This is a genomic window from Agromyces sp. G08B096 (genome assembly GCF_040267705.1).
In the GTDB taxonomy this organism is placed as follows: domain Bacteria; phylum Actinomycetota; class Actinomycetes; order Actinomycetales; family Microbacteriaceae; genus Agromyces.
The window spans coordinates 2,021,226-2,036,086 of record NZ_CP158374.1 but is presented as its reverse complement, the minus strand read 5'-3'; the positions used below and the strand labels follow the sequence as shown (position 1 = coordinate 2,036,086).

At 71.9% G+C, this 14,861-nt stretch carries 15 protein-coding genes and 1 rRNA gene; all 16 read left to right on the top strand.

Translation table 11 applies throughout. The features are described 5' to 3' along the window. Nucleotides 1-16 precede the first annotated feature (16 nt). The 16 genes from rrf to cmk all read left to right on the top strand — a co-directional run bounded on the left by rrf (nucleotide 17) and on the right by cmk (nucleotide 14,797). Nucleotides 17-133: ribosomal RNA gene (rrf, locus tag ABIQ69_RS09870) — 5S ribosomal RNA — on the top strand. Between the two features lie 737 nt (nucleotides 134-870). Next, nucleotides 871-1,740, top strand: a complete 870-nt coding sequence (locus ABIQ69_RS09865; RefSeq protein WP_350346951.1) for a hypothetical protein — start codon at nucleotides 871-873, stop codon at nucleotides 1,738-1,740. Continuing rightward, a complete protein-coding gene (locus ABIQ69_RS09860) occupies nucleotides 1,715-2,740 on the top strand; it encodes an HAD-IIA family hydrolase (RefSeq protein WP_350346950.1) in 1,026 nt (341 codons plus the stop codon). The genes ABIQ69_RS09865 and ABIQ69_RS09860 overlap by 26 nt, the downstream gene beginning before the upstream one ends. Before the next feature lie 54 nt (nucleotides 2,741-2,794). Then, on the top strand, nucleotides 2,795-2,992 hold the full coding sequence (locus tag ABIQ69_RS09855; protein WP_350346949.1) for a hypothetical protein: 198 nt from the start codon (nucleotides 2,795-2,797) through the stop codon (nucleotides 2,990-2,992). A gap of 1 nt (nucleotide 2,993) precedes the next feature. Continuing rightward, a complete protein-coding gene (locus ABIQ69_RS09850) occupies nucleotides 2,994-3,803 on the top strand; it encodes a TlyA family RNA methyltransferase (protein ID WP_350346948.1) in 810 nt (269 codons plus the stop codon). Next, a complete protein-coding gene (locus tag ABIQ69_RS09845) occupies nucleotides 3,800-4,729 on the top strand; it encodes an NAD kinase (protein ID WP_350346947.1) in 930 nt (309 codons plus the stop codon). The genes ABIQ69_RS09850 and ABIQ69_RS09845 overlap by 4 nt, the downstream gene beginning before the upstream one ends. Continuing rightward, nucleotides 4,722-6,434, top strand: coding sequence for a DNA repair protein RecN (recN, locus tag ABIQ69_RS09840; protein ID WP_350346946.1), 1,713 nt, complete (start codon nucleotides 4,722-4,724; stop codon nucleotides 6,432-6,434). Before ABIQ69_RS09845 ends, recN begins: the two co-directional genes overlap by 8 nt. Before the next feature lie 89 nt (nucleotides 6,435-6,523). Further along, entirely contained in the window at nucleotides 6,524-8,221 is a 1,698-nt protein-coding gene (locus ABIQ69_RS09835) for a CTP synthase (protein WP_350346945.1), read from the top strand. 1 nt (nucleotide 8,222) lies between these two features. After that, nucleotides 8,223-8,858: an NUDIX hydrolase gene (locus ABIQ69_RS09830; RefSeq protein ID WP_350346944.1), complete on the top strand. Its 636-nt coding sequence runs from the start codon at nucleotides 8,223-8,225 to the stop codon at nucleotides 8,856-8,858. A 14-nt stretch (nucleotides 8,859-8,872) separates the two neighbouring features. Continuing rightward, entirely contained in the window at nucleotides 8,873-9,775 is a 903-nt protein-coding gene (gene xerD, locus ABIQ69_RS09825) for a site-specific tyrosine recombinase XerD (protein ID WP_350346943.1), read from the top strand. A gap of 39 nt (nucleotides 9,776-9,814) precedes the next feature. Continuing rightward, on the top strand, nucleotides 9,815-10,702 hold the full coding sequence (locus ABIQ69_RS09820; RefSeq protein WP_350346942.1) for a ParA family protein: 888 nt from the start codon (nucleotides 9,815-9,817) through the stop codon (nucleotides 10,700-10,702). A gap of 22 nt (nucleotides 10,703-10,724) precedes the next feature. Continuing rightward, the gene (locus ABIQ69_RS09815; protein ID WP_350350000.1) at nucleotides 10,725-11,537 is read left to right on the top strand and encodes a ScpA family protein; all 813 of its coding nucleotides are present in this window, start codon (nucleotides 10,725-10,727) and stop codon (nucleotides 11,535-11,537) included. After that, a complete protein-coding gene (scpB, locus tag ABIQ69_RS09810) occupies nucleotides 11,524-12,255 on the top strand; it encodes an SMC-Scp complex subunit ScpB (protein WP_350346941.1) in 732 nt (243 codons plus the stop codon). The genes ABIQ69_RS09815 and scpB overlap by 14 nt, the downstream gene beginning before the upstream one ends. Next, nucleotides 12,242-13,024 (top strand): pseudouridine synthase, encoded by a 783-nt coding sequence (locus ABIQ69_RS09805; RefSeq protein WP_350346940.1) that lies wholly within the window; start codon nucleotides 12,242-12,244, stop codon nucleotides 13,022-13,024. The genes scpB and ABIQ69_RS09805 overlap by 14 nt, the downstream gene beginning before the upstream one ends. A 1-nt stretch (nucleotide 13,025) precedes the next feature. Beyond that, entirely contained in the window at nucleotides 13,026-14,108 is a 1,083-nt protein-coding gene (locus tag ABIQ69_RS09800) for a prephenate dehydrogenase (protein ID WP_350346939.1), read from the top strand. After that, nucleotides 14,105-14,797 carry a (d)CMP kinase gene (cmk, locus tag ABIQ69_RS09795; protein ID WP_350346938.1) on the top strand — a complete coding sequence of 231 codons (693 nt, stop codon included), beginning with the start codon at nucleotides 14,105-14,107 and terminating at the stop codon, nucleotides 14,795-14,797. The genes ABIQ69_RS09800 and cmk overlap by 4 nt, the downstream gene beginning before the upstream one ends. Nucleotides 14,798-14,861 lie beyond the last annotated feature (64 nt).

Below are 14,861 nucleotides of genomic sequence, written 5' to 3'. Positions count from 1 at the left end.
TGCTTGGTACTAGAGTTTCGGCGGCCATAGCGCGAGGGAAACGCCCGGACACATTCCGAACCCGGAAGCTAAGACTCGCAGCGCCGATGGTACTGCAGGGGCGACCCTGTGGGAGAGTAGGACACCGCCGGACATCCATTCAGGAATGGCCACCCACGACGTTCAATTGGGAGCGTCGCTGGGTGGCCATTTCGCGTTAACGGGCTCCTCCGATACAGCCCGCAGTACCGTTGAGTCGACAGACTCCATCATCGACAGGACGATCACGTGACCGACTCCAGCCAGGGCCCGAGCGACGAGGACCGCGCGAAGCGCACCGACCGTCAACGAGGAGCAGGCGGGCAACGCGGATCTGGACCTGCTCGTGGTGCCCGCGATGGTGCAGCGCGCCCGCGATCCGACCGCGATCAGCGAGCCTCGCGCGACGGCGCTCCGCGTCGTGATGGTGGGAAGCCGTGGGAGAAGCGCGATGGCGCTCCGCGTCGTGATGGTACGAAGCCGTGGGAGAAGCGTGATGGCGGTCCCCGTGGTGATGGTCCCCGTCGTGAGGGCGGCAAGCCGTGGGAGAAGCGCGATGGCGGTCCCCGTGGTGATGGCCCGCGTCGTGAGGGCCAACGCCCATGGCAGAGCGGGGAGCGCTCGTCGCGTCCCGCCGGCCAGGGCGGCGCGCCCCGTCGTGAGGGCGGCAAGCCGTGGGAGAAGCGCGACGGCGCTCGAACCGGCGGCCCTCGGCGCGACGACGCGCGGCGTGATGGCGCCCGGCGGGACTCGTACGACCGGCGGGGCGACCGTCCCGGGGCATCCCGACCGCCGAGGACGCACGTCGGCTCGGTGGCAGGCACGGACCGCCCTCGTCACGACGACCCGTTCGTGCCCGACGAGATCACCCCGCGCGACCTCGACCGCGGCGCCCGAGCCGAGCTGAAGACGCTGAGCAAGGAGAACGCCGACTGGGTCGCGCGGCACCTGGCCGCGGCATCCCGATACCTGGACGAGGACCCTGAGCTCGCGCACCGGCACGCGCTCGCAGCCTCGCGGCGTGCGGGCCGTGTCGCGGTGGTGCGCGAGACGCTCGCGATCACGGCCTACGAGACCGGTGACTTCGCTCTCGCGCTTCGCGAGCTGCGCACGTACCGGCGCATCTCGGGCAGCAACGATCAGCTGCCCCTCATGGTCGACAGCGAGCGCGGCGTCGGGCGTCCCGACCGGGCGCTCGAACTCGGCCGATCGGTCGACCGGAGCACGCTCCCGGCAGCCGTGCAGGCGGCGCTCGCGATCGCGATGTCCGGCGCCCGGCTCGACCTGGGTCAGCCCGACCTCGCGCTCGCGGAGCTCGAAGTGCCGCAGCTCGACCCGGACCGCGCGTTCAGCTACAGCCCGGCACTTTTCTCGGCTTACGCCGAGGTGCTCGCCGAGCTCGGACGGGGCGCCGAAGCCGACGAGTGGCGTGCCCGCGCCATGCGCGCCGATGAGGCGCTGAACGGGCCGTCGGACGACGAGGTGTTCGAGGTGTTCGAGCTCGAGGAGGATCTGTCCGGGGCAGACGTCGACGCCGACGAGATCGCCGGGCCGCTCGACCCGACCGACCAGGACGCTGCGGCCGCCGCCGGAGACGTGGCCGACGAGGGCGACCCCGCCGATGCCATCGAACCCGAAGTCGCCGCGCTGCTCGCGGAGACCGACCCCGACGCGATCACGACCACCGAAGACGGCGATGAGCCTGTTCAGACCGAGGAGTGACGCCCGGGCGCCGCTCGACGGCGTCGATGCGGTCCTCGCGGACCTGGACGGCGTCGTCTATCGAGGCGCCGACGCGATCCCGTTCGCGGTGGAGAGTCTGAACCTCGCCAAGCGCGAGCGGGCCGTCGGGTACATCACGAACAACGCCTCGCGGAGCGATGCATCCGTCGCCCGTCACCTCGCCGAGCTCGGCCTCGACGTCGTCGCCGACGACGTCGTGACGTCCCCGCAGGCCGCGATGCACCTGCTCGCCGAGCGCGTGCCCGCTGGGGCACTCGTGCTGGTCGTCGGCGGCGAGGGCATCGTCACCGAGCTCGAGCGCCGCGGCTACCGGGTGACGCGGTCCGCCGACGACGCGCCGGCCGCGGTCGTGCAGGGCTTCGCTCCCGACGTCGGGTGGACCCAGCTCGCCGAAGCCGCGTTCGCGTTGAACGCCGGCGGATTCGCGGACGAGCACGGCATCCCGTGGATCGCCACGAACATGGACTGGACGATCCCGGTCGCCCGAGGAATCGCGCCGGGCAACGGGACGCTCGTCTCCGCGGTGCACACCGCGGTCGGCCGGTTCCCGGTCGTGGCCGGCAAGCCCGAGACGCCGATCTTCGACGAGGCCCGTCGGCGGTTCGCCGCCGACCGTCCGCTCGTGGTCGGCGACCGGCTCGACACCGACATCCTCGGCGCGAACCGGGCCGGCATGGCGTCCGCCGTCGTGCTCACCGGCATCGACCGTGCGAAGCAGCTGCTCGCCGCGAAGGCCGCCGAACGGCCCGACTTCATCCTGGGCGACCTCAGGGGCCTCCACGATCCGTACCCGGTGGTCGAGCGTTCGAGGGACGCCGTTCGCGTCGGGCGTGCCAAGGTGCGGCTCGACGGCGACGCGGTCGTCGTCGTGTCGGACGGCGCCGACGAGCTCGACCTGCTCCGTGCCGCCTGCGCGGTGATCTGGGACTCCGGGCATCCGATCCACGCGCTCCGCGTTCCCGAGCGCCTGTACTCCTGATGAGCGCGGACGGTCGTGGTCGCCGCGTGGGCGGCAGCGGGTAGCGTGGAGCGCATGGACGAGGCATCCGAGGCGATCGGCGAGACGGACGGCGCTGCGGGCGCCCCGGCGGACGCTGCGCTGGACGACGCCCGCGAGGCGGCCGAGATCGAACGGATGCCGCTCGCCGAGCGGGCACCCCGCTATCAGGCCGTGGCGGAACGGCTGCGCGAGGAGCTCGAGCACTCCGATCCGTCGCGCGGCGACGCCTGAGATGGGCGGTCGTCGCCTGGATGCGGCCGTAGCGGAGCTCGGGCTCGCCCGGTCGCGGACGCACGCCGCCGCGCTGATCGCGGCAGGAGCCGTGACCGTCGACGGCCAGCCCGTGGTGAAGGCGTCGCAGCGCGTGGCCGATGACGCGGTCATCGTGGTCGCCCAGGCCGACCACTACGTCAGCCGCGCCGCGCACAAGCTGCTCGCTGCGCTCGATGGATTCGCGGTGGATCCGCGCGATCGTGTGGTACTCGACGCCGGCGCGTCGACGGGCGGGTTCAGTCAGGTGCTGCTCGAGCGAGGCGCCCGGACCGTCCTCGCGGTCGACGTCGGACACGACCAGCTCGCGCCATCGCTGCGAGACGCTCCGGGGCTCGTCGTCGTCGAGGGATGCAACGTGCGCCACTTGGACGCGGGCGAGCTCGCCCGGCTGACCGGCGTGGACGAGCGCCCGAGCCTCGTGACGGCCGACCTGTCGTTCATCTCGCTGACCACGGTGCTGCCGGCGCTCGTCGCCACAGCCGCCGAGGGCGCCGACTTCGTGCTGCTCGTGAAGCCGCAGTTCGAGGTCGGCCGGAGCGGCGTGCGCGAGGGCGTCGTGCGCGACCCCGCGCTGCGCGACGACGCAGTGATGGACGTGCTGTGGGCGGCTTTCGACCTCGGTCTCGGGGTGGCGGGCGTGCTGTCCTCCCCAATCGCCGGCGGACACGGCAATCACGAGTACCTCGTGCACCTCAGCGCCTCCGCGGGCGGCAATCCGTCAGAATGGTCAGGTCGAGTCGAGCAACTGACGAGAGGCGGGCACGGATGACCGAAGCGCGGCACTTCCTCGTCGTCGCCCACACCGGTCGGCGCACGGCGCTCGAGGCGACCGGCGAGGTCTGCGCCCAATTGCTCGAAGCCGGGGCAGTGCCCGTGATCGCGACCGAGCACTGGGACGACGTGCACGAGTTCGTGCCCTCGCTGAACGGGCGGGTGAAGCGATTCGAGTCGATCGATCCGGCCACCATCGAGCTCGTGATCGTGCTCGGCGGCGACGGCACCATTCTGCGGGCGGCCGAGCTCATGCGCGAGTACACCGCGCCGCTGCTCGGCGTGAACCTCGGCCATGTCGGGTTCCTCGCCGAGAGCGAACGCGACGACCTCGGCTACACCATCACCAGGGCCCTCGCGCGCGAGTACACGGTCGAGGAGCGCATGACGCTCTCGGTGCGCGTCAAGTCGGGCGCCGACGTGGTGTACGAGAGCTGGGCGCTGAACGAGGCGACCGTCGAGAAGGCCGAGCGCGAGCGCATGCTCGAGGTCGTCATCGAGGTCGACCGCCGGCCGCTGTCGTCGTTCGGCTGCGACGGCGTCGTCATGTCCACGCCGACGGGCTCGACGGCCTACTCCTTCTCCGCGGGCGGACCAGTGGTATGGCCGAGCCTCGAGGCGCTGCTCCTCGTGCCGCTGAGCGCGCACGCGCTCTTCGCCCGCCCGCTCGTGGTCGGTCCCGACTCGTCGCTCGCCGTCGAGGTGCTCCACCGCACCGAAGCGGCGGCCGTCCTCTGGTGCGACGGGCGGCGGATGTTCGACCTCCCGAGCGGCGCGCGCGTGATCGTGCGCAAGTCTCCCGTCCCCGTGCGACTCGCGCGCATCCACGAGGCGCCGTTCACCGACCGGCTCGTCAACAAGTTCGACCTGCCGGTCACGGGGTGGCGCGGCCCGGTCGGCAGGGATGAGGCGAACGATGATTGAGGAACTCGGCATCCGCGACCTCGGCGTGATCGGGGAGGCGACGCTTCCACTCGGTCCGGGGTTCACCGCCGTGACCGGTGAGACCGGCGCCGGCAAGACCATGGTCGTCACCGCGCTCGGCCTGCTGCTCGGCGCCCGGGCGGACGCCGGCGCGGTCCGGTCCGGCGCCAAGCAGGCCTGGGTCGAGGGTCGATGGCTCGTGCCCGAGGGCACGCCGGCCGCCGAACGGGTCGGTGCCCGGGTGGCCGAAACCGGGGGAGAGATCGAGGCCGGCGAACTCCTGCTCGGCCGGTCGGTCTCGGCCGAGGGGCGCAGCCGGGCCGTCGTCGGCGGGCGGAGCGCCCCCGTGGGCGTTCTCTCCGAACTCGGGGACGAGCTCGTGGTGGTCCACGGTCAGGCCGATCAGCAGCGCCTGCGCTCCGCGGTCGCGCAGCGTGAAGCGCTCGACCGCTTCGCGGGAGCGGCCCTGCAGGAGGCCATCACCGAGTACCGCGCGGCGTTCCGATCCTGGCGGACGGACGCCGAAGAGCTCGAGCGATTGCGCGCCGACCACGACGCACGCGCCCGCGAGGCCGCCGAGCTCCGTGCCGCGCTCGACGAGGTCGAGGCGGCCGACCCGCAGCTCGGCGAAGACGTCGAGCTCGCGGAGCGGGCCGACCGGCTGACCAACCTCGAAGACCTCCGACTCGCCGCCGCGCAGGCGCACGAGCTCGTCTCCGCCGAGAGCCCGGTCGACGATGCGCCCGACGCCGTCACGCTCGTGGAGAGCGCCCGCCGGCATGTCGAGCGGGTCGCCCCGCACGACCCCGCGCTCGCGCCGATCGTCGACGCCCTCGCAAACGCCGGCTTCCTGCTGGCGGATGCCGCGGCCGAGCTGTCGAGCTACCTGACAGGCCTCGACGCCGACGGCGCGCGCGAGCTCGAGCTCGTGCAGGAGCGACGGGCGCTCCTCGCCGGGCTCATCAGGCGCCACGGCACCACGCTCGACGACGTCCTCGCGTTCCGTGCCGAGGGAGGGCTCCGCCTCATCGAGCTCGACGGCGACGACGACCGCATCGAGGCGCTCGAGGCATCCGTCGATCGGCTCGAGGGCGAAGTCGACCGGCTCGCGACGCGGGTCACCGAACTGCGCACCGAGGCGGCTTCGCGTCTCGCCGAAGCCGTGACGGCCGAACTCGCGGCGCTCGCGATGCCCGACGCGGAGCTCACCGTGCTGGTCGAGCCCGCGGCGGAGCCGGCAGCCCATGGACGCGATCAGGTCTCCATCCTGCTGCGGCCGCATCCGGGCACCGAGCCGCGTTCCGTCTCGCGCGGTGCCTCGGGCGGCGAACTCTCGCGGGTGATGCTCGCGATCGAGGTCGTCATCGCCGGCACCGACCCCGTGCCCACCTTCGTGTTCGACGAGGTCGATGCGGGCGTCGGCGGCGCCGCGGCCATCGAGATCGGGCGTCGGCTCGCCCGATTGGCCGAACGCTCGCAGGTGATCGTCGTCACCCATCTCGCGCAGGTCGCGGCGTTCGCCACGAACCACCTGAGCGTCGTGAAGGGCACCGACGGTCAGGTGACCGCGTCGAGCGTGCGACAGCTGGAGGGCGCCGAACGCGAGGCCGAGATGGCGCGACTGCTCTCCGGCCTCGCCGACTCCGAGAGCGGTCTGGCGCACGCGCGGGAGCTGCTGGAGATCGCGGCCGAGCGGGCCGCGTAAGCCGGTGAACGCCGGCTGGCCGGCGGAATGGGGAGCAGATGGGCGAGTTCGAGGCGGAAGCCCAGCATCGTGGGTTAGGCTATAAGCCCGTGGTGAATGAACGCGGCGCAGATCTTCCGAACGACACGACCAAGCACATCTTCGTGACCGGTGGTGTCGTTTCTTCGTTGGGCAAGGGCCTCACGGCCGCGAGCCTCGGCAACCTGCTGACCGCCCGGGGGCTCCGGGTCGTCATGCAGAAACTCGACCCCTACCTGAACGTCGACCCCGGGACGATGAACCCGTTCCAGCACGGCGAGGTCTTCGTCACCGACGACGGCGCCGAGACGGACCTCGACATCGGGCACTACGAGCGCTTCCTCGACATCAACCTCTCCCAGGCCGCCAACGTCACCACCGGCCAGATCTACTCGACCGTCATCGCCAAGGAACGCCGCGGCGAGTACCTGGGCGACACGGTTCAGGTCATCCCGCACATCACGGACGAGATCAAGCGCCGGATGCGTCTGCAGGCGCACGAGACGCCCAAGCCCGACGTGATCATCACCGAGATCGGCGGCACGGTCGGCGACATCGAGTCGCAACCGTTCATCGAGTCCGCGCGGCAGGTCCGCCACGAGCTCGGCCGGAAGAACGTCTTCTTCGTGCACGTCTCGCTCGTGCCGTTCATGGGCGCCTCCGGCGAGCAGAAGACGAAGCCGACCCAGCACTCGGTCGCCGCGCTCCGCTCGATCGGCATCCAGCCCGACGCGCTCGTTCTCCGCAGCGACCGGCCCGTGACGGAGTCGAACAAGCGCAAGATCGCCCTCATGTGCGATGTGGACGAGGCGGCGGTCGTGAACGCCGTCGATGTGCCCTCGATCTACGACATCCCGACGATGCTGCACGAGCAGGGCCTCGACGCGTACCTGATCGACGCGCTCGGCCTCGGCGACAAGGCCGCCGACGTCGACTGGTCGGGCTGGAGCGACCTGCTCCGGGTCGTGCACGAGCCGAAGCACGAGGTCACCATCGGCCTCGTGGGCAAGTACATCGACCTGCCCGACGCCTACCTTTCGGTCACCGAGGCGCTTCGTGCCGGCGGCTTCGCAAACGACGCGAAGGTGAAGATCGAGTGGATCCCGTCCGACGAGTGCCGCACGCCTGAGGGCGCCGCGAAGCACCTCGCGGGTCTCGACGGCATCTGCGTGCCCGGCGGCTTCGGCGTCCGCGGCATCGAGGGCAAGCTCGGCGCGCTGCGCTTCGCCCGCGAGAACGGGATCCCCGCGCTCGGCCTGTGCCTAGGTCTGCAGTGCATGGTCATCGAGTACGCGCGCAACGTCGTCGGCCTGCCCGGCGCGTCCTCGAGCGAGTTCGACCCCGACACGCAGTTCCCCGTCATCGCCACGATGGAGGAGCAGGTCGAGATCATCGCCGGGGGCGACCTCGGCGGCACCATGCGGCTCGGCCTGTACCCGGCCCGGCTCGCCGACGGTTCGCTCGCGCAGGAGCTCTACGGCGCGGCGGACGTCTCCGAGCGGCACCGGCACCGGTACGAGGTGAACAACGGCTACCGCGAGCAGATTGCCGAGGCCGGCCTCGTGTTCTCCGGTCTCTCGCCCGACCGCAACCTGGTCGAGTTCGTCGAACTGCCCCGAGACGTGCACCCGTTCTACATCGGCACCCAGGCGCACCCCGAGCTGCGCAGCCGCCCGAATGACCCGCACCCCCTGTTCCGCGGCCTCGTCGGTGCCGCGCTCGAGCGCCAGCAGGCGAGCCTGCTGTTCGACGACGTGCAGAGCGCCTGAGATGATCGCCGACCTCGTCGACGAGCCGTTCGAGCCGCGCATCGTCTCGAGCGAGCGCGTCTTCGAGGGCCGGGTATGGGACATCCGCCGCGACGTCGTCGAGTACGGCGAGGGGCGCATCACCCGCGACTACGTCGACCACTCGGGCGCGGTGGGCGTCCTCGCCCTCGACGCGGACGACCGGGTCTTCCTCATCCGGCAGTACCGGCATCCGATCGGGTTCCGTGACTGGGAGATCCCGGCCGGACTGCTCGACGTGGAGGGCGAGGATCCGCTCGATGCGGCCAAGCGCGAGCTCGCGGAGGAGGCCGACCTCGTCGCCGACGAGTGGGCGCTGCTCACCGACGTGTTCACCTCGCCGGGCGGCAGCGACGAGTCGATCCGGATCTACCTCGCGCGGGGCCTGCGTGCCGCGCCCGAGGCGTTCGCCCGCGAGGACGAGGAGGCGGACATGCTGATGCGATGGGTGCCGCTCGACGAGGCGGTCGACGCGGTGCTCGCGCGGCAGGTCGCGAACGCGCCGCTGCAGGTGGCCGTGCTCGCCGCCCACGCCGCGCGCGCACGCGGGTGGGCGACGCTCGGCCCGGCCGATGCGCCCTGGCCTGGTCGGCCGCGGGTCCGCGGGCGGGTCGGCTGATCGATCGGGCGGCGATGACCGACCGAGTGATCGACGACTATCTGCGGCATCTCGCGGTCGAGCGCGGGCTCGCGCGGAACACAGTCGCGTCGTACACGCGCGACCTCGGGCTGTACCGCGACTTCCTGCGGGAGCGCGGCATCCCCGGGCCTGCCGCTGTGACCGAACGCGACCTCGGCGACTTCACCCGGTTCCTCGTCGCCGAACGCCAGCCGCCGCTTGCGACCGCGTCGGTGGCGCGCGTCCTGTCCGCCGTCAGAGGACTGCACCGCTTCCTGTTGGAGGAGGGCGTCGTGGAGACGGATGTCGCGCGCGAGGTCGCTCCGCCCAAACTGCCCAAGCGACTGCCGAAGGCGATCCCCGTCGCCTCAGTCGAGGCGCTGCTCGCCGCGACCGACGGCGAAGCACCCGACCGGCTGCGGGACAAGGCCCTGCTCGAACTGCTCTACGCGACCGGCGCGCGGGTGTCGGAGGCGGTCGGTCTGAACGTCGACGACCTCGTGGACGATGAGGTGGTCCGGCTCTTCGGCAAGGGCGGCAAGCAGCGGATCGTCCCCGTGGGCAGCTACGCGCGCGCGGCCATCGACGCGTACCTCGTACGGGCGCGCCCGCTGCTCTCGAGCCGGGGCCGGGCGACACCGGCGCTGTTCCTCGGGGTCCGCGGCGGGCGGCTGAGCCGCCAGGCGGCATGGGAGGCGATCAGGCAGGCGGCGGAGCGCGCCGGGATCGAGGCATCCATCTCACCGCACACGCTGCGCCACTCGTTCGCGACCCATCTGCTCGAGGGCGGCGCCGACGTGCGCGTCGTGCAGGAGCTGCTCGGCCACGCCTCGGTGGCGACCACGCAGATCTACACGCTCGTCACTGCCGATACACTCCGGGAGATGTACACGCAGGCGCACCCGCGTGCTCGCTAGAATCGAGCGAGCACGCCGCCCGAAGGAGATGAATCGCACGTGACCGACCACACCCAGGGCTCCACGAGCGTCACGGCGTCGCCTGACCAGGAGCTCGGTCCCACCGGTCGGCCGTTCCGCGAGTTCCCCGACCCGGCGCCGCTCGCCTCGCACGGGCCCGCCCGTATCATCGCGCTCTGCAACCAGAAGGGCGGCGTCGGCAAGACGACGACGACCATCAACCTGGGCGCGGCCCTCGCCGAGGCCGGCCGCCGCGTCCTCGCGATCGACTTCGACCCGCAGGGTGCGCTCTCGGCCGGACTCGGCGTCGACACTCACGAGACGCTTACGATCTACGATCTCCTCCTGTCGCGCCAGCACGACCCCGCCGACGCGATCCAGCACACGAGCGTCGACGGCCTCGACGTCATCCCCGCGAACATCGATCTCTCGGCCGCCGAGGTGCACCTGGTGACCGAGGTCGCCCGCGAGCAGATCCTCGCCAGCGTGCTGCGCCGCGTCGCGCCCGACTACGACGTCATCCTCATCGACTGCCAGCCCTCGCTCGGCCTGCTCACCGTCAACGCGCTGACGGCGAGCCACGGCGTGATCATCCCGCTCGAGTGCGAGTACTTCGCCCTCCGCGGGGTCGCGCTGCTCATCGAGACGATCGACAAGGTGCGCGACCGCCTGAACCCCGCGATCACCCTCGACGGCATCCTCGCGACCATGTACGACGCGCGCACGCTGCACTCGCGCGAGGTGCTCGAGCGCGTCGTCGAGGCGTTCGGCGACGAGGTGCTCGAGACCGTCATCACCCGCACCGTCAAGTTCCCCGACGCCACCGTCGCGGCCACCCCCATCACCGAGTTCGCCCCCGAGCACCAAGCGTCGAAGGCGTACCGGCAGCTCGCCAGGGAGCTGGTCTTCCGTGGCGCGGTCGCCTGACGCCGACCCGGTCGGGCAGGTCGTGGGGGAGGCCCCGGACGGGGCATCCGAGCCGGGGTTCCGCGTCGCGCTGTCGAACTTCGAGGGCCCGTTCGACCTGCTGCTCTCGCTCATCGCGAAGCACGAGCTCGACATCACCGAGGTGTCGCTGTCGAAGGTCACCGACGAGTTCATCTCCTACCTGCGCGGCCTCGACTCCGAGGAGGAACTCGACCAGGCGTCGGAGTTCCTCGTCGTCGCGGCCACCCTCCTCGACCTGAAGGTCGCCGGCCTGCTGCCGCAGGGCGAGCTCGTCGACGCCGAGGACGTCGCCCTGCTCGAGGCACGCGACCTGCTCTTCGCCCGGCTGCTGCAGTACCGGGCGTTCAAGGAGGCCTCGCGCTGGTTCGCCGGCCACCTCGAGGCGGAGGCGCTGCGGCACCCGCGGACGGTTCGGCTCGAGGAGCGGTTCCGGCAGCGGGCGCCCGAGCTGCGCTGGACGCTCACCGCCGACGACTTCGCCGCCCTCGCCACGCTCGCGTTCACACCGAAGGAGCTCCCGGTCGTCGGCCTCGACCACCTCCACGCGCCGCTCGTCTCGATCCGCGAGCAGGCGGCGCAGGTCGTGGCCGTGCTCCGGCGCGGCGATCCTGTGACCTTCCGCCAGCTCATCGCGGGTGTCGAGCAGCAGGGCGTGGTCGTCGCCCGATTCCTCGCCGTGCTCGAGCTGTACCGCCACGCCGCGATCGGATTCGAGCAGCTCGAACCGCTCGGCGAGCTCACCCTGCGATGGGCGGCCGAGCACTGGACCGATGATCGACTCGACAGCCTGGGAGCCGACTATGACGACGAATGAGACGGACGCGCCCGAGACGCAGGCGCCCGAGACGGGCGTCCCCGAGACGGATGCCGCGCAGCCCGAAACGCCCGAGCTCTCGGTCGCGACGCCGCTCGACGTGCCGGGCCAGCCCCGACTCGACCTCGACCGCGCGATCGAGGCGATCCTCTTCGTCTCCGACGAGCCGGTCGGCGTCGTCGCCCTCGCCGCGGCCGTGGCGCGCCCGGTGGCGGAGGTGAAGGCGGCGATCGCGCGGCTCGTCCGCGACTACGACGGCGACGGCGCCTCCGGCGAGCCGCGCACCGACGAGGCGGCCGACGAGCCCGAGGCACGAGGCATCCGTCGCGGATTCGAGCTGCGCGAGGTGGGCGGCGGCTGGCGTTTCTACGTGCGCGCCGAGTACGACCAGCTCGTGGCCGACTTCGTGCTGACGCAGACCTCGACGAAGCTCTCGCAGGCCGCCCTCGAGACCCTGGCGGTGATCGCCTACAAGCAGCCCATTTCGAGGTCGCAGGTCGCCTCCATCCGGGCGGTGAACGTCGACTCGGTGGTGCGCACGCTCCTCGGCCGCGGACTCGTCACCGAGGTCGACACCGATCCCGAGACCGGCGCGATCCTGTACGGCACGACGGACCTGCTCCTCACCAATCTCGGCATCAACTCCATCGACGAGCTGCCGCCGATCTCGCCGCTGCTCGACGACGGCCAGGAGGGATTCGATCGTGACCGGGTCTGAGGAGAAGCCGACGGGCGGTGAACGCCTGCAGAAGGTGCTCGCGGCGGCCGGCGTGGCGTCGCGCCGCGTCGTGGAGCAGTACATCGTCGAGGGCCGCATCGAGGTGAACGGGCGGATCGTGACCGAGCTCGGCTCCCGCGTCGACCCCGAGACCGACCGGGTGTCGGTCGACGGCGTCGCGGTGCAGCTCGACACCGCGAAGCGGTACTACATGCTGAACAAGCCCACCGGCGTGGTGTCCACGATGCGCGACGAGCAGGGCCGTCCCGACCTCCGGCGGTTCACCTCGAGCCTCGAGGAGCGCGTGTACAACGTCGGCCGCCTCGACGCGGAGACGAGCGGGCTGCTGCTGCTCACCAACGACGGCGAGCTCGCCCACGTGCTCGCACATCCGTCGTTCGGCGTCGAGAAGACCTACATCGCCAAGGTGCAGGGCCGGATGACCCCGCAGACGCTGCAACGGCTCAAGCAGGGCATCGAGCTCGAGGACGGGCCCATCGCGATCGATCGCGGGCGCCTGCTCCAGGCGAAGGGGGATGCCTCGCACAGCCTCGTCGAGGTGACCCTCCACTCGGGCCGGAACCGCATCGTGCGGCGCATGCTCGACGCGGTGGGGCATCCCGTGGTCGAGCTCGTCCGGCGCCAGTTCGGGCCGCTGCACCTCGGAACCCTCCGATCGGGTGAGCTCCGCGAGCTGACTAAGATCGAACGCGGCCAGCTGCTCACGATCTCCCGTGCCGCCGAAGCCGGCCGGAAGGAGGGGCGCTGACGTGGTCGAGTCGCGTCTCACCGGTACGGTGCGCGTCGTCGGGGCCGGACTGCTCGGCACGAGCGTGGCCCTCGGCCTCCGCTCGCGCGGCATCGACGTCATCCTCGCCGACGCCTCGCCGACGCACGTCGCGATCGCGGTCGACCTCGGCGCCGGCCGGGCGGCGCTGCCGGGCGATGCGCCGGAGCTCATCGTCGTCGCGGTGCCGCCCGACGTCACCGCCCGCGTCGTCGCGGAGGAGCTCGCCGCCTTCCCGGAGGCGATCGTCACCGACGTCGCGAGCGTCAAGGCCGGCATCCTCGCCGAGCTCGTCTCGACGGGCGCCGACGTGGGCCGGTACATCGGCTCCCACCCGCTCGCCGGCCGGGAACGCGGGGGACCCCTCGCCGCGCGTGCCGACCTGTTCGCCGGCCGGCCGTGGGTGGTCGCCGCCCACGACGAGATCAGCTACCGCCGGGCGAGCGCGATCGACGATCTGATCCTCGACCTCGGCGCCGTGCTCGTCGAGATGACCCCCGACGAGCACGACCGGGGCGTCGCGCTCATCTCCCACGTCCCGCAGGTGGTCGCCAGCCTCATGGCGCGCCGCTTCATCGACGCGCCGCACGCCGCCCTCGGCCTCGCCGGGCAGGGCGTGCGCGACGTCACCCGCATCGCCGCGAGCGACCCCGACCTCTGGGTGCAGATCCTCGGGGCGAACGCGGCGTCCGTGCGCGACATCCTCATCGCGTACCGCGACGACCTCGACCGTTTCATCGCCGCCCTCGCCGACCCCACGGCGCCAGGCGCCCGCCGCCGGGTGGCGGAGGAGCTCGCCGGCGGCAACACCGGCGTCGAACGGCTGCCGGGCAAGCACGGCACCGACAAGCGCTTCACGACGGTCATCGTCATGGTCGACGACCGGCCGGGGCAGCTCGCACGCCTCCTCGCCGAGATCGGCGAGATCGGCGTGAACCTGGAGGACCTCCGGCTCGAGCACTCGCCGGGCCGGCAGGTCGGCCTCGCCGAGATCCAGGTGCTGCCCGAGGCGGCCGACCGACTCACGAACGAGCTGGCCGAACGCGGCTGGCGGATCGCAGGATGAACGAGATGGACGTGGTGTTCCCCTTCGTCGTGGCCGTGGACGGCCCGGCCGGCAGCGGCAAGTCGAGCGTGTCGAAAGCCGTCGCGCGCGAGCTCGGCTGGGGCTTCCTCGACACCGGTGCGGCCTACCGGGCGCTCGCCTGGCACGCGGAAGCGTCCGGCGTCGACCCCGACGACGAGGCATCCGTCGTCGCGAGCCTCGACAGCTTCGACTACCGCATCGGCACCGACCCCGACGGGTACCGCGTGCACGTCGGCCAGACCGACGTCACCGACGCGATCCGCGAGCCGGGGATCTCGGCCATCGTCAGCCGGGTCGCGCGCGTCCCCGCGGTGCGACAGCGGCTGATCGAGCTGTTCCGCGGCATCATCGCCGCGGAGCTCCGCGGCGGCATCGTCGTCGAGGGCCGCGACATCACCACGGTGGTCGCCCCCGACGCGCCCGTGCGGATCCTGCTCACCGCGAGTGAAGAGGTGCGGATGTCGCGCCGTGCGGCCGAGCTCGTCGGCGTCGACGCGTCCGTCACGGGCGAGCAGCTGCGGGCCCGCGACCGGGCCGACTCGAAGGTCGTCGACTTCATGACCGCCGCCGACGGGGTCACCACGGTCGACTCCACCGAGCTCGACTTCGACGCCACGGTGGCCGCCGTCATCCGCGTCATCCGAGACTCCCAGCCGGTCGCTGGTTGAATAGACCGGGGCGATCGCGCGGCCACGGCCGCGGGTGACGCCCAGCAGACCTGAGGGAGACACC

Coding starts and splice junctions, on each gene's coding strand:
- ABIQ69_RS09855 (WP_350346949.1), top strand. CDS start 2,795: ATGGACGAGGCATCCGAGGCGATCGGCGAGACGGACGGCGCTGCGGGC.
- recN (WP_350346946.1), top strand. CDS start 4,722: ATGATTGAGGAACTCGGCATCCGCGACCTCGGCGTGATCGGGGAGGCG.
- ABIQ69_RS09845 (WP_350346947.1), top strand. CDS start 3,800: ATGACCGAAGCGCGGCACTTCCTCGTCGTCGCCCACACCGGTCGGCGC.
- scpB (WP_350346941.1), top strand. CDS start 11,524: ATGACGACGAATGAGACGGACGCGCCCGAGACGCAGGCGCCCGAGACG.
- ABIQ69_RS09860 (WP_350346950.1), top strand. CDS start 1,715: ATGAGCCTGTTCAGACCGAGGAGTGACGCCCGGGCGCCGCTCGACGGC.
- cmk (WP_350346938.1), top strand. CDS start 14,105: ATGAACGAGATGGACGTGGTGTTCCCCTTCGTCGTGGCCGTGGACGGC.
- ABIQ69_RS09850 (WP_350346948.1), top strand. CDS start 2,994: ATGGGCGGTCGTCGCCTGGATGCGGCCGTAGCGGAGCTCGGGCTCGCC.
- xerD (WP_350346943.1), top strand. CDS start 8,873: ATGACCGACCGAGTGATCGACGACTATCTGCGGCATCTCGCGGTCGAG.
- ABIQ69_RS09830 (WP_350346944.1), top strand. CDS start 8,223: ATGATCGCCGACCTCGTCGACGAGCCGTTCGAGCCGCGCATCGTCTCG.